General features: G+C 63.7%; 8 protein-coding genes. 1 reads left to right on the top strand and 7 read right to left on the bottom strand.

Annotated features, from left to right (window positions below; genetic code table 11):
* The first annotated feature begins 73 nt into the window (after positions 1 to 73).
* The gene (locus tag ACYVM5_RS20495) at positions 74 to 370 is read left to right on the top strand and encodes a hypothetical protein (RefSeq protein WP_460619942.1); all 297 of its coding nucleotides are present in this window, start codon (positions 74 to 76) and stop codon (positions 368 to 370) included.
* A 113-nt stretch (positions 371 to 483) separates the two neighbouring features.
* On the opposite strand, the gene ACYVM5_RS20490 is transcribed toward ACYVM5_RS20495, so the two are convergent.
* The 7 genes from ACYVM5_RS20490 to ACYVM5_RS20460 all read right to left on the bottom strand — a co-directional run bounded on the left by ACYVM5_RS20490 (position 484) and on the right by ACYVM5_RS20460 (position 13,592).
* Positions 484 to 1,290, bottom strand: a complete 807-nt coding sequence (locus tag ACYVM5_RS20490) for a phosphatase PAP2 family protein (protein ID WP_460619941.1) — start codon at positions 1,288 to 1,290, stop codon at positions 484 to 486.
* A gap of 182 nt (positions 1,291 to 1,472) precedes the next feature.
* The gene (locus tag ACYVM5_RS20485; RefSeq protein WP_460619940.1) at positions 1,473 to 2,924 is read right to left on the bottom strand and encodes an efflux transporter outer membrane subunit; all 1,452 of its coding nucleotides are present in this window, start codon (positions 2,922 to 2,924) and stop codon (positions 1,473 to 1,475) included.
* 148 nt (positions 2,925 to 3,072) lie between these two features.
* Positions 3,073 to 4,263 carry an efflux RND transporter periplasmic adaptor subunit gene (locus ACYVM5_RS20480; protein WP_460619939.1) on the bottom strand — a complete coding sequence of 397 codons (1,191 nt, stop codon included), beginning with the start codon at positions 4,261 to 4,263 and terminating at the stop codon, positions 3,073 to 3,075.
* A gap of 59 nt (positions 4,264 to 4,322) precedes the next feature.
* Entirely contained in the window at positions 4,323 to 7,655 is a 3,333-nt protein-coding gene (locus ACYVM5_RS20475; RefSeq protein WP_460619938.1) for an efflux RND transporter permease subunit, read from the bottom strand.
* Between the two features lie 183 nt (positions 7,656 to 7,838).
* A complete protein-coding gene (locus ACYVM5_RS20470; RefSeq protein WP_460619937.1) occupies positions 7,839 to 10,982 on the bottom strand; it encodes an efflux RND transporter permease subunit in 3,144 nt (1,047 codons plus the stop codon).
* Positions 10,983 to 11,138: 156 nt separating this feature from the next.
* Entirely contained in the window at positions 11,139 to 12,116 is a 978-nt protein-coding gene (locus ACYVM5_RS20465) for an efflux RND transporter periplasmic adaptor subunit (protein ID WP_460619936.1), read from the bottom strand.
* A 129-nt stretch (positions 12,117 to 12,245) separates the two neighbouring features.
* Positions 12,246 to 13,592: a TolC family protein gene (locus tag ACYVM5_RS20460; RefSeq protein ID WP_460619935.1), complete on the bottom strand. Its 1,347-nt coding sequence runs from the start codon at positions 13,590 to 13,592 to the stop codon at positions 12,246 to 12,248.
* Positions 13,593 to 13,892: the final 300 nt, after the last annotated feature.

Raw genomic sequence — 13,892 nt, 5'->3', positions numbered from 1 at the left:
TTTGTCCTTGAATAAGCAAGTGAGGACGCGTGTCTTTGTGTCGTTCAATTTTCAACCTTCACTTCCATTTTTCATGAACAAACTTTCAATGTTGCTACTGGCTGCCGCTTTAATGACGAGCACCGCTACCCACTCGCTCGCAGCCACTCAGGCGGTTGCGGTCACTATTCCGGACGAGGGCTATAACTATGGATACGCCGCTGGCCAGCGCTACCTGACGTATACCACCGACATGGCCCGCATTGCTGATGAGTGGCACAAGGCACTCAGAAATGTTGATTTCTACAACAACGCCGGCGAAACCGGACGCGCCGAGTGGTGGCAGGGCTATGCCGATGGCCTGCAGTATTTCGATAACAACACCTACTAAATCCCCCTCGCTCGTTACATACAGCACTTGTTAAAAATGAAAAAGCCCCGCCAATTGGCGGGGCTTTTTTGTGGAACTGCGTGAGTGGTTTGTCCCTATTGATGAGGATGGCACTATTTCGACGGTCGCCAGGAAATGCTCACGCCCGAGGCACCGTTGCCAAAGTAGCTGGGCGACATGCTCACATCGCGACCGATGGACTTGCGGCCCCAGCGGTTGCGGTGGCTCAGGTAGGCCAAGTGAGCGGAGAGGATGCCGAAGCCCGCACCGGCCACCACGTCGCTCTGCCAGTGCTTGTCGTTAATCATGCGCAGCGCCGCCACGCTGGTCGCAATGGTATAGGCCCCAATGCCATACCACTGGCTTTTGTCCCGAAACTCGGTATGCACGATGCTAGCCGCCAGAAATGCTTGCGCCGTGTGGCCCGAGGGAAACGAGAGGTTGTCCTGGCCGTTGGGCCGGGTTTCGTTGGCGAGGTACTTCACGGCGAAGGTGCTGGCCAGCATAATGGCCTCGCCCTTGGCAATGATGAGCAGGGTGTTGATGCGGTCGTTGCGCGACTCTACGCCCGCCAGCGCCACGGCCCCCAGTTCCAGGTAGGGCAGGAAAATCACGGTGTTGTCAATCATCGTGTTGACGGGCCGGAATTGCTTCTGCACAAACGTGCGGGCATCGTGGTTCACGCCAGCGTCGCCCTGCGCCGTGATGGCCCCGTAGGTTATCAGCACCGCCGGAATGGCCACGGCTTTGAACAGCTTGCTTTTCAGAAATGGCTTATGAACCGCCGCCGGGATGCCGCCGGGGTTGGCGTATTTTTTAGTGGTGTCAGAAGGCGTAGGCTTAACCTGGGCTTGGGCCGGATGCATTGCCCCGAACAGCAGCATAGCGGCAGCGAAACGGGTAACTAGAAATGAGCGCATGAAGGTGAAATTGGAGTCAGAACGGTTTTGAATTCGTTATTACGGGCTTGTTAACATAAACGTAACGGCAGATTCTGAGGGAAATCTTAACTAATTGACTACGCGTCAATTGTTGCCATAAAAAAGTCCCCGCCAGCCTGGCGGGGACTTTGAAATCTGTGCGAAATCTGTTGATTTAGGGGCTATTCCCAGCCCCCGCCCAGCGCCCGGACCAGGGCTACGCTGGCACCTAAGAGGTTGCTCTGGGCTTGGGTGAGCAGCGTAGCCGCATCCAGGGTCTGGCGGTCGGCATCCACCACTTCGAAGTAGGTGGTGAGGCCGGCGCGGTACCGCTCCTTGGTGAGGGCGCTGGCCAGGCGGGCGGCGCGGTAGGCGCGCTGCCGGGCCGCCACCTGGGCCTGGTACTGGCGCACGTCGGCCTGGCTGGTTTCCACTTCCTGAAATGCTCCGAGGGCGGCCTGCCGGTAGTCGGCCACCAGCGCTTCGGCTTCGGAGCGGGCTACCTGCTCGTTGGCGCGGTTGCGGCCGCCATTGAAGACCGGAATGCTCACGCCGCCGCCCACGTAATAGGTGTAGTTGTCGCTGATGCGGGCCAGGTCACCAATTTGGGCGCTTTGCGGGCCGAGGTAGCCGTTGAGGCGCACGGTAGGCAAGCGCGTGAGCTTGGCCACATCGACGCGGGCGCTGGCGGCGGCAAGGCGGCGCTCGGCCTGCTGCAAATCGGGCCGGCGGGCCAGGAGGGTAGCGGGCAGCGAGGCAGGAATGATGGGCGCCGCTAGCGGCCCGCCCTGCGACGGCACCGCGAAGCCGCTGGCCGGCACACCCAGCACCGTAGCCAACGAGGCTTCGAGGCCCAAGCGCTGGCGGCGGGTTTCCACCACGCTGGCATCCACATTGGCCAGCTCAGTTTCGGCCCGGTGCACGGCAATTTCATTATCGACGCCGGCCTGGTAGCGGGCGCGGGTCAGCTCCAGGCTATGCTGACGGTCGAGGCGGGCGGTATCAAGCACCAGCAGCTGCGCATCGAGGCCGCGAATGCCGAAATAATAAGTCGCGGCATCAGCCGTGAGCGAAAGGAGCACGGTGCGGCGGTTGGCTTCCTGCACCTGCGCATCGGCCTCGGCGGCCCGGATGCTGCTGCGAATGCGGCCCCACACGTCGAACTCGTAGCTGGCGTTGATGGGGATGTAATACTGCGTCTGAATTACGCCCAGGTTGCTGGTGGCCACCGGAAACGGCAGCGGCCGCAGCCCCGACAGCCGCGAGCGGTACACCTGTGGGTCCACTGTTATCAGCGGCGAGCGGTAGGAATTGGCCACGCGCACGTTGGCCCGGGCGCTTTCCACGCGGGCCAGGGCGGCCTGCAGGCTGAAGTTCTGGGCGGTAGCCTGCTGTTCCAGCGTGTTCAGACCGGCATCATTAAACAGCGTCCACCAGCTGCCCGGCGCGGGTGGGTTGTCCACGGTGGGCGGGGTGCTGCTGGCCACGGCGGCCGTGGGCGTAGTGGCGGTGAGGCTATCGGCCGTGTTTTTCCAGGCGGCGGGCGTGGGCAGGCTGGGCGGCGCGTAGCTGGGCGGCCGCACGCAGCCGGCCAGCAGCGCAAGGAGAAGAAAAGGGGAGAGGCGGAGGGTCATGGGCTTGTTCATTCTGAACGTCATGCCGAGCGCAGCGAAGCATCTTGCCTGCGCAACGCAATCCAATCAAAAGGATTAGTGACTGCGGGCAAGATGCTTCGCTGCGCTCGGCATGACGTTCTTAACTGACGTTCTGAAAAACTGCGGCCTATTTCACCGGCGACGACACGCGCGGCGCATCCGGGTCGTTGGGGCGGGGCTTGGCGGGCGGCGGGCCGGCGGGCTTGGTGGGCGGAGTGAAGGCTTTGGTTTGCACGGCCTGGCCTTCGAGGAGAGTTTCGGCGGGGTTCAGCACTAGTAACTCACCGCCCTGCAGGCCCTGCGACACTTCAATTTGGTTGCCGAAATCGCGGGCGGTGGTAATGGGTTGGTAGTGGATTTTGCCGTCCTGCACCATGGCCACGCGGCTATCGGTGCCGCCGGGTACCAGTGCGTTGGCGGGGATGATGACGCTGGGCGCGGTGCGTGGCAGGTAGAACTTCACCTGGGCGTAGGAGCCGGGGCGCAGTTCGCCGCGTGGGTTCGGAATCTGCACTTCGGTGAGCAGGGTGCGGGTATTGGGGTCGAGAGCCCCTGCATCGCGCACCACCTTGCCTTTGAAGGGCTTGCCCACAAACTCGGGCACCAGATAATCGGCCGTCATGCCGTTTTTGATGGCTGGGGCGAAGTTCTGCGGCACCTGCACGTAGGCGCGCAGCTTCTCAGTTTGTTCGATTTTAAATAGCTGGGAACCCGGCGCGTTGCTGCTGCTCACGAGGCTGCCCACTTCTACGTTCCGCTGCGTGACGATGCCGCTGAACGGGGCCGTGATGCGGCGGAAATTCTGCTGGGCCAGCAACTGCTGCAGGGCCGCCTGTTGTACCGAAAACTGCGACTTGGCCACGTCCAGCTCCTGCTTGGAAATGGCACCGGGCAGGCCCACGCCGGCCAGGCGGTTGTAGCTGGTTTTGGCCAGGCCGAGGTTGGCGCGGGCCTGGGCTACCTGCTGGTCGAGTTCGGGCGTGGTTACTTCGGCCAGCACCTGTCCGGCGTGTACCTTCTGGCCAATATCGGCGCTCCACGACTTCACGAAGCCGTTGGCCTGGGCAAACACGAAGGTTTCGCGCAGCGACTTGGTATCGGCGGGCAGGGTGACGGTGGTGGTGTCGGGCGCGGCTTTGGCCGGGGCCACGGTCACGGTTGGGTTGGCATCGATAACCTGTTTGGCTTCGGCGTCGCGGGCTTTTTCCTGCTTGTGGCGCGGCATGTAGCCTAGCACGAACAGGCCAGCAAACACCACCAGTACAACAAGAATCAGCAGCCAAAACCGGCCGGAGCCGGAAGAATTAGAATCAGACATTAGGCAAAGAATCGGGGCGGAAAGCGGGGAGTGAAAAAGGGGCGGGCGAAAGCCGGCCGTTAGGCTGTCTCCGCCTTCACTGGGGCGGGCTTTTTCAAATAGGAGAACATAATCGGCACAAAAAACAAGGTCGTAACTGTAGCCAGCATCAGCCCGCCAATCACGGCGCGGCCGAGCGGAGCGTTCTGCTCGCCGCCCTCGCCCATGCCCAACGACATGGGCAGCAGACCGATAATCATGGCCAGGGCCGTCATTAGCACGGGGCGCAGGCGGGTGAAGCCGGCATCCAGCGCCGCATCGCGGGGGCTCAAATCCGGCTCTTCCTCCCGCCGCTCATTGGCAAAGGTGACGAGCAGAATACTGTTGGCCGTAGCCACGCCGATACACATGATGGCACCCATCAGGGCCGGCACGCTGAGCGTGGTTTGCGTCACGAACAGCATCCACAGGATGCCGGCCAGCGCGCCCGGCAGAGCGGTGATGATGATGAGCGGGTCCATCCAGCTCTGGAAATTCACTACCATCAATAGGTACACCAATATGATGGCCCCGGCCAGTCCCAGGCCCAGCCCGGCGAAGGACGTGCGCATGGAATCGGCCTGCCCGCGCAGGGCCAGCGTGGTGCCTTTCGGCAGAGTCTTTTCAGTGTCGGCCAGGATTTTACGGATGTCCTTGCTCACGCCGCCGAGGTCGCGGCCCGAAACGCTGGCGTACACGTCCACGGTGCGCTGGATGTTATAATCCGACACGACGGCCAGCGCCTGGGTGCGGCGCACCGTGGCGAAGTTGCTCAGTAGCTGGGCCTGGGCCTGGCCCGCGCCGGTCACGCCGATGCTGCCCACTTCATCGAGGGTGGATAGGGCGCGGGGCGGGGTTTGCACGGCTACTTGGTAGCTCACGCCGGTGGCGGGGTTCAGCCACTGGCTGGGCGAAGTTTGAGAGCTGGAGCTGAGGTTCACCAGCACGTTGTTGGCGATGTCGCGCTGCGAAAGGCCGGCTTCCTGGGCGCGCACCCGGTCGATGTCAAGGCGGAGCTGGGGCTGGTCGAAGGCCTGGTACACGAAGGCATCGACGAGGCCGGGAATCTTCACGATTTTCTCCTTGATTTCGCCGGCGATGCGCTGGTTGGTCATTTTGTCGCGGCCAATCACCTGAATGTCAATCGGCGCGGGCAGGCCGAAGTTCAGGGTCTGGTTCACAATGTCGGCCGGCTGGAAGAAAATGGTCAGGTCCGGGTATTGCTTGTGCAGCTGGCGGCGGATTTCGTTGATGTACTCGCCGGTGGGGCCATGCTCCTCCTTCATGCTCACCAGGATTTCGCCGTCGCCGGCTCCGATGGTGGGGTTGTCGCTCAGCAGCAGGTTGATGGGGATAACCGGCAGGCCGATGTTATCGAGCACGAGGTCCAGCTCATCGGCCGGAATCACCTCACGAATTACTTTTTCCACCTGCCGGAAACGCACTTCCGTTTCCTCCACCCGCGTGCCGGTGGGCACCCGCACGTGCAGGCGCAACTGGCCCGCATCCACCGTCGGGAAGAAGTTCTGGCCGATGAGCGGGAACAGGCCCAACGAACCAATAAACAGCACCATGAACGCCAGAATGACCTTCGGGCGGTTGCTCAGCGCCCAGTCCAGCGCCCCGCCGTACACGGCGCGGAACTTCTCGAACTGGTGCTCAAAGCCCTTGTGCAGCTTCCAGACCCAGGTTTGGGTGATGGCCTGGCCGGCTTCCCGTTCCGAATCGGTGATTTCATCCTCGGCTTCTTCCTCGGGCGTGCCGCTGGGGTGGGCCTTCTCGTACTGCTCGCGCCGGATGTGTTCGAGGTCGCGCTCAATCTTGCTCACCGGCTTGCCGTCGCGCTGGTTCAGGCTGGGCAGGTCGGGCTCCTCCTGAGCATGGTATATGGGCAGCTCCTTGCGCAGCAGGTACATCACCAACGTAGGCACCAGCGTCCGGCTCAGTATGTAGGAGGCCAGCATGGCAAAAATCACCGCCGTGGCCAGCGGCGCGAAGATGGCCGACGCCACCCCGCCCAGAAAGAACACCGGCACAAACACGATGCAAATTGCCAGCGTGGCCACCAGCGCGGGCGTCGCAATCTGCTGAGCCCCATCGAGAATGCTGCGCTTGAGCAGCTTTTTCATGCCCATGTTGCGGTGGATGTTCTCGATTTCCACCGTCGCGTCATCCACCAGAATGCCCACCGCCAGCGAGAGGCCGCCCAAGGTCATGATATTCAGGGTTTGCCCCAGAATGTTCATCATGATGATGCTGACCAGAATACTAAGCGGAATGCTGGTCGCAATAATCAGCGTGGAGCGCCAGGAGCCCAGAAACAGCAAAATCATGAGCGCCGTGAGGGCCGCCGCGATGCAGGCTTCGATGATAACGCCCTTGATGCTGGCCCGCACGAAAAACGACTGGTCGAATAACAGCTTAATGTTCAGGGCCGGGGGCGCGTTGGCCTGGATGTTGGGCAGCGCCTTCTTGATTTTGTCGATGATGTCAAGCGTGCTGGCCGCGCCGCTTTTCAGAATCGGGATAATGGCGGTGCGGCGGCCGTTCTGGCGCACGATGTTGGTTTGCACGGCCGCGCCCTCGTGCACAAACGCCACGTCGCGGATGTAGGTGGTGGTGCCGTTCACCGTCTTGATGGGCAGGTCGTTGAGCGTAGCAATGGCCTCGGGGCTGGAGTTCAGCTTCACATCATATTCCCGGTCGCCGATTTTGGCCGAGCCGGCCGGGATGATGAGGTTCTGGGCCAGTAGGGCCTGCACTACGTCGTTGCCGCTCAGGTTTTTGCCGGCCAGCTTGTCGGGGTCGAGGTCGACCATGATTTGCTTGGGCTTGCCGCCGTTCGGCAGCAGCACCGACGCGCCCTGTACCACCGCCAGGCCCGGCCGGATGAAGGCGTTGGCCGCATCGAAAAGGTCCGACTCGCCCAGCGTTTCGGAGCTGAGGGAAGTTTGCGCAATCGGCACGTTGGAGGCCGAGTAGCGTATGATGAGCGGGGGCGTGATGCCCTGGGGCAGCACCCGCAGCAGCGTCTGGGTGATGGCCGTGAGCTGGGCCACGCCGGCATCGGGGTTCGAGCCGGGCTGGAAGAACACCTTAATCAGGCCCACGCCCTTGAGGCTCTGGCTTTCCTGGTGCTCCACGTTGTTCACGGTGGTCGTAATGGCGCGCTCCACCGGGATGATGATGCGCTGGTTCATCTCCTCGGGCGAGATGCCCGAGTAGCCCCACACCACGCCCACCACCGGAATCGGAATGTCGGGGAAAATGTCCACCGCCATCCGCTGAATGGTGAGGCCGCCGCCCACCAGAATGAGCAGCGCCATCACCACGAAGGTGTAGGGGCGCGCCAGCGCTAGTCTAACTATCCACATATCGTCGGTTTTCTGCGTTCGCCGGTGCAGCGCATCGACTGCAAGGGCTCTTAACTACTCAGCGCGAGTTTTTGTTAAGATGATAGCGCAAAATTAACCCCCTCCGGCCGCTGAAGCCGTTTTCATCGACGGGGAGGGGGTATTTTATCGACGGGGCTCCCGCATTTTCCGGACCGGGCGCGGCTATGCTGCCGGGGCTGCCAAAACGGGTTTTTCCGGCAACGTTTGTTGCTGGTAGGCGAGGCGCAACAGGCTGGGCAACACCATCAACAGCAGCGGCAGGGCCAGCAGCAGCCCGCCAATCACGGCAATGGCCAGCGGCTGGTGCAGCTGCGCGCCCGCCCCAATGCCCAGCGCCAGCGGAGACAGCGCCGCGATGGCCGAGAGGGCCGTCATCAGCTTGGGGCGCAGGCGGGCGGCGATGGCGTAGCCCACGGCCTGTTCCACGGGCCGGCCTTCCTGCAGAATCTCGAAAAACTGCTGGAAGGTGAAGATGGCATTCTCGCCGATGATGCCCACCACCATGATGAGGCCGGTGTAGGAGCCCACGTTCAGCGGGGTGTTGGTGAGGAAAAGCGCCAGCGAGCCGCCGGCCGGCCCTAACACGGAAATGAGGAGGATAAGCCCGGCCGCTTTCAAGTCCCGAAACAGGAACAGGGCCACCGCAAACACCAGCAAACAGGCCGTGCCCAGAATGGTAAGCAGCTCCTGGAACGACTGCTGCTGCTCGGCATACGAGCCGCCGTATTGGATGAAGTAGCCGGGCGGCAGCGGCACTTCCTTGTCGAGTTTCTGGCGGATTTCGCTCATCGCGCCGCCCAGGTCGCGGCCGTCGAGGCGGGCGGTGACGGCCGTCATGGCTTGCAGGTTTTCGCGCTCCAGTTCGGCGTCGCCGACCGACACGTTGACGGTGGCCAGCTCGTCGAGGCGGCGGCGCTGGCCGTTGGGCAGGAACACGGGCTCGCCGCGCATCTGGGCCAGGTTGGCCTGGGCGGCGTTGGGGTAGCGCATCCGGATGTTGAGCAGCTGCTCGCCTTCGAGCACGTTTCCCGCCGTGGTGCCGGCCAGCTGGGTTTGGAGCTGGGTCTGGAAATCGGTGGCGGTGAGGCCGTACTGCGCGAGGCGGCGCGGGTCGGGGCGCACGTCCACGCTGGGGCCCATGCGCACGATGCCGTCGAACACATCGGCGGTGCCGGCCACGCCTTCCACCACTTTGGTCACCTGCTCAGCCAGGGCGTAGCGCTTGGTAGCGTCGGGGCCAAAGACTTTGATTTCGATGGGCTGCACGGTGCTCATGAGGTCGCCGAGCATGTCGCCGATGACCTGGCCGAAGTCGATGGTGAGGGCCGGCTGGGTGGCTTCGATGCGCGTGCGGATGTCGGCGATGACTTCCTCGGTGGTGCGCTTGCGGTCGGTTTTGAGGCGGATGAGGTAGTCGCCGCTGTTGGGCTCGGTGATGAAGAAACCCATCTGGGTGCCGGTGCGGCGAGAGTAGCTGGCGACCTCGGGGACTTTTACAATCAGCTTTTCGGCCTGGCGGAGCATACGGTCGGTTTCTTCCAGGCCGGTGCCGGGCGGGGAGTGGTAATCGAGCACGATAGCCCCTTCGTCCATGTCGGGCAGGAAGCCGGTGGCCAGGCGCGGGATGATGAGCACCATGCTGCCGATGAGTACCAGAATGCCGATGATGCTGTAGGCCGGATGGCGGATGACGGCGCGGACCCAGGGGATTTCGTGGTGGGCGTCGTCGGCTGTAGGGCCTTCGCCGCTGCTTCCATCGACCGCCACTTTTGAAGGCCCGTCGATGGCAGCGGCTTCTTTGGCTTCGGCCGGAGCGGCTTTGCCTTTCCGCGAGAGCAGCAGGTATATCACCGGCAGCCCCAGCCACGCCACCAGGAAGGAGCAGACCAACGCCACCACCATTGTCGTCGCCAGCACCTTAAAGTAGGCCCCCGCCACGCCGCCCAGCAGCGCGAACGGCAGGAAAATCACAATCGTGGAGAGGCTGGAGCCCACCAGCGCGGGCAGCAGATGGCCCACCGAGCGGCGCACCACCTCGCCGGGCGTCGCCTCGGGGTGCTCCTCGCCCACGCGGTGCAGCTGCTCCACCATCACCACGGCGTCGTCAATCATGAGGCCGATGGCGGCAGCGATGGCCCCCAGCGTCATGATATTAAAGGAGTAGCCGAGGCCGAAATACAGCACCGCGATGGTGAGCGCCAGCGCCACCGGAATGGCCCCGAGGATGGTCATGGTGGCGCGGAAGGAGCGCAGGAACAGCGCCGTGACGATGAGCGCCAGCGCCAGGCCAATCCAGAGCGCGTCCTGCACCGACTTCACGACTTCGGCCACGAAATCGGCTTGGTCATAGTACGGGGCCATCGTCACGCCGCGCGGCAGGCCGGGTTTCAGAGCTGCTACTTTGGCCCGCACGCCGTCGGACACCTGCACCACGTTGGCATCGGGCTGGCGGAGGATGGAGACGAGCACGGCGTCGGAGCCGTTGGCGTTGATGCGGGTGTACTCGGGCTGTTCGCCCAGGGTCACGGTGGCCACGTCGGCGAGGCGCACGATGCGGCGGCCGTCGTTGCGCAGCACCAGGTTTTCGAGGTCTTCCTTCTCCACGATGGTGGCGTCCGTCACGGTCAGGTAGAGGCGGCGGTAGTCGCTGAGGTAGCCGTTGCTCTGCACGAAATTGGTTGCCGTCAGGGCCTTGGTCACATCATCCGGCCCGAGGGCGAGGGCGGCCAGCTGGTCGGGCAGCAGTTGAATCTGGTACTCCTTGGTGCGCCCGCCCTGAATCTGGACCGACGACACGCCATCGACCTGCGAGAGGAAGGGCTTGATGGTGTAGAGCGCGAGCTTGCGCAGTTCCAGCGCCGAGCGGCCCGGCGCTTCCAGCGTGTAGCCCATCACTGGCAGAATGGCGGGGTTCATGCGCTCCACCGAGATGTTGACGGTGGGGGGGAGGTCGCCCCGAATCTGGTTGAGGCGCGACTCGATGAGGGTCTGGCTCTTGGCCACGTCCACGTTCCAGTCCAGGAAGGCCGAGATTTCGCAGCTGCCGCGGCTGGTGGTGCTGCGCAGCAGTTTCAGCCCCGGCACCCGCTTGATGGCGTCTTCCATGGGCTTGGTCACGGTCACCATCATGCGGTCGACGGGCTGCAGGCCGTTCTCGGCAATCACCTTCACCTTCGGGAAGGTCACCTCCGGAAACAGGGCCACGTTGATGCGCCGGTAGGCCACCGTGCCCAGCGCCAGGGCCAGCGCCAGCAGCACCGCGATGGGCGCTTTGTAGGCTTGAAAGATGGAGGGACGATTGGGCATTGGTTGGTTGGGTATTGGGTATTCCAGCACGTCATGCAGAGCGCAGCGAAGCATCTTGCCCGCAATGAGTAATTCAATCAACTGGATTAGTGGTGGCGGGCAAGATGCTTCGCTGCGCTCTGCATGACGTACTTTCATTTGTCACAAAAGCGCATCTTATTCCTTCGGCGCCGCCACCGGCCGCGTCACCTTTACTGCCGCCGTGTCGTCCAGCCCGAAGTTGCCGCTGAGCAGAATCTTGTCGCGGGGGCCGAAGCGGGGGGCTTTGATTTCGATTTGGTCCTTTTCCTGAGCCCCCACCGTCACCGGGACTTTCACGGCGGTGGAATCATTGAGCAGCTTCATCACCCAAAACTCGGTTTGCGTCTCATCGGTGAGCACCGCGCCGCGCGGCAGGATGCTGGCCTGGCGCGGGGCCGTGCGGTCCAGCTCGACCTGCACGGCCAGGTTTTCGGGGAGGTCCGGCACCGGGCCGGTGGGCCGGATGGTGTAGCGCTGGGTCTGAATGCTGACATCGGCGGTGGCCAGCACCTCGGCCACGCGGCCGGCCAGCACCCGGCCATCGGGGAGGATGATGCGGCAGGCCTGGCCGGTGTGCACGTAGCGCAGCTGGGTCACGGGCACGTCGAGGATGAAGCCGAAGCGGCTGCGGTCGTAGGTAAGGCCGAGCTGCTCGCCGTCCTGCACGTAGTCGCCAGCCAGCTTGTCCACGGTGGCCAACACGCCGTTGCGAGCCGTTTTTATCTGGATGATGCCGCTGAACCGCAGGCGCGGGTCGCCGGTGAGCTTATCGAGGTGCAGGGTTTTTGATTCCTTGGTCTGAATAGTGAACACCGTCTGGCCGGCGCGCACCTGCTGGCCCACCACGGGCGTGGGGGGCAGCACATAGCCCGTGGTGGTGGCCCGCAGCGCATCCTTGGCCGGGAAGGCCGACACGGCACTCAGCCGCAGCACGTCGGTCAGGGTATCGCTCCGAACGGTGCCGATGGTGACCAGGGCCCTGGGCTTCACGGCGGGCTCTTCCTCGCCGTCGGCGGGCGGGGCAGAATCGCCGGCGGCAGCGGGGTCTTTCGGGCCGCAGGCGCTGAGGCCGGCGAGGGCGAGGAGGAAGAGAAGGTGGCGGGGGAGGGTCATGGAAGCAAGTAGAAAAATGTAGCGTGGACTCTGCGAGTTCGCGAGCGAGCGCAGCGAGCATCTGGCGTCCGGCATACGGGGTAGTTCGTCCTGCTCGCTGCGCTCGCTCGCGGACTCGCAGAGTCCACGCTACTGCTCGGCGAGGTAATCCAGGGCAAAGCGGCTCCTTAATTGGTCGGTCTGCGCCTGCGTGAGGCTGAATTGCAAGGTCCGGTAGCTTGTCACCAGGTTCAGGTAGTCGAGAATGGCCACGTCGCCGGTGGCGAGTTGCTGCCGGGCGGCCCCCACCAGCGCATCGGCCACCCGCAGCTGCTCCCGGATGCGGCCCAGCAGCGCATCGGAAGCCCGGATGAGGCCCTCCAGCTGCTCGTACTGCTGCCGCCGCTGCACCGTGAGGAACTGCCGGTAGCCGCGGCGGCTCTGCTCGCTCAGCTCGATGCGCTGGTACTGGAGCTGACGCTGGTGGCCGTCGAAAATCGGAATGTTCAGCTGCAAGCCGCCCCCGATGCCCACGCTGTGAGCCAGCGCCACGGGCAGGTACGACGAGGATTGTAGGCCCGCATCGACCACGGCACTCACTTTGGGGCGGTAATACGCATCCACGGCGCGGCGGTCGAGCAGCAGGCGGAGGCTATCGAGCGTGTACTGGCGCTGCGCCGGGGCCAGCAGGCCCGCCAGCGGGCGGTGGGTGGGCGGGGTAGGGGCTTCGAGGGCCACGAGGGCCGTGTCGGCCACGCCGGCCAGGGCGCGCAGGGTGCCCAGCTCGCGGCGGTAGGCCAGGCGGTTTTGCTCCACGGTCACCTCCTGGGTACGCACGGAGAGGTAGAAGCTGAGGTACTGCGTCTGCTTGAAAATGCCCCCGTTCACCAGCTGGCGCAGCATTTCGTCCTGCTGGCGGAGCTGGGTGAGCAGCGTGCGGCTGAACGTGAGCTGGGTTTCGGCGGCGTAGGCGGTCAGGAACTGGTCGGTGATGCTGCGGCGCAGGTCCAGGGCCGAGAGGCGGCCGGTGTTGCGCAGCACCTGGCCCTGGCTGGCGATAATCTGGTAGTCGTTCTGGAGCTGGAAGCGGTTGAGAATGGGCTTGGTGGCCTGCGCGATGGCGGCGTAGTTGCCGCCGTTGGTCACGGCGTTGTCGTAGCCCAGCACACTTTCGCCCTTGCTGTTGGTGATGGACGGATAGTACAGCGCCGAACCGATGCCGCCCAGCTGCACCCCGTTCTGCCGGGCCCGCACGAGGCTGTCAATGCGATTCTGGCGCACCTGGTTGGCGGTTTCGCGCAGCAGCGGGCTGCTCTGGCGGGCCACCAGCAGGAAATCATCGAGCCGGCGCGGGCTGGCGGGCGCGGCGGCTACGGCTGGCAAGGGGGCGAGCACGGCCGGGGCCGCGCCGGTCTGGGCGCGGGCGGCCGGAAGGCTAGCCAGCAGCGCGACACCAAGGGCGAGGCCGGCAATTAGGTAGGGAAGGCGAGCAGACAATACGCGGAGAAGGTTGGTGAGGCCGGCTGGCAATCTGTTTTGATAAGCGTTTGTCATCCTGAGCGTAGCGAAGGACCTTATCATGGCTGCATGATATAGTGCGGGCCATAAAAAACAAGCCTACATGATAAGGTCCTTCGCTGCGCTCAGGATGACAAACGCGCTGTTCCGGATGACAAACGCTGCGTCCAGGATGACAATGCGCCCGCAGTTACGGATAGCTGCAATAAGCGCCACAAAACTGCGGGCCAATTCTGAAGAAAATCGGCCCCTTGCGAGGTTGAAGTCCCTCATACGCAC

It is taken from the genome of Hymenobacter ruber (genome assembly GCF_054783255.1).
Note: the sequence above shows the minus strand (reverse complement) of the source record. Positions and strands in the feature narration are given on the sequence as shown.

Coding starts and splice junctions, on each gene's coding strand:
- ACYVM5_RS20480 (WP_460619939.1), bottom strand. CDS start 4,263: ATGTCTGATTCTAATTCTTCCGGCTCCGGCCGGTTTTGGCTGCTGATT.
- ACYVM5_RS20490 (WP_460619941.1), bottom strand. CDS start 1,290: ATGCGCTCATTTCTAGTTACCCGTTTCGCTGCCGCTATGCTGCTGTTC.
- ACYVM5_RS20485 (WP_460619940.1), bottom strand. CDS start 2,924: ATGACCCTCCGCCTCTCCCCTTTTCTTCTCCTTGCGCTGCTGGCCGGC.
- ACYVM5_RS20495 (WP_460619942.1), top strand. CDS start 74: ATGAACAAACTTTCAATGTTGCTACTGGCTGCCGCTTTAATGACGAGC.
- ACYVM5_RS20475 (WP_460619938.1), bottom strand. CDS start 7,655: ATGTGGATAGTTAGACTAGCGCTGGCGCGCCCCTACACCTTCGTGGTG.
- ACYVM5_RS20470 (WP_460619937.1), bottom strand. CDS start 10,982: ATGCCCAATCGTCCCTCCATCTTTCAAGCCTACAAAGCGCCCATCGCG.
- ACYVM5_RS20465 (WP_460619936.1), bottom strand. CDS start 12,116: ATGACCCTCCCCCGCCACCTTCTCTTCCTCCTCGCCCTCGCCGGCCTC.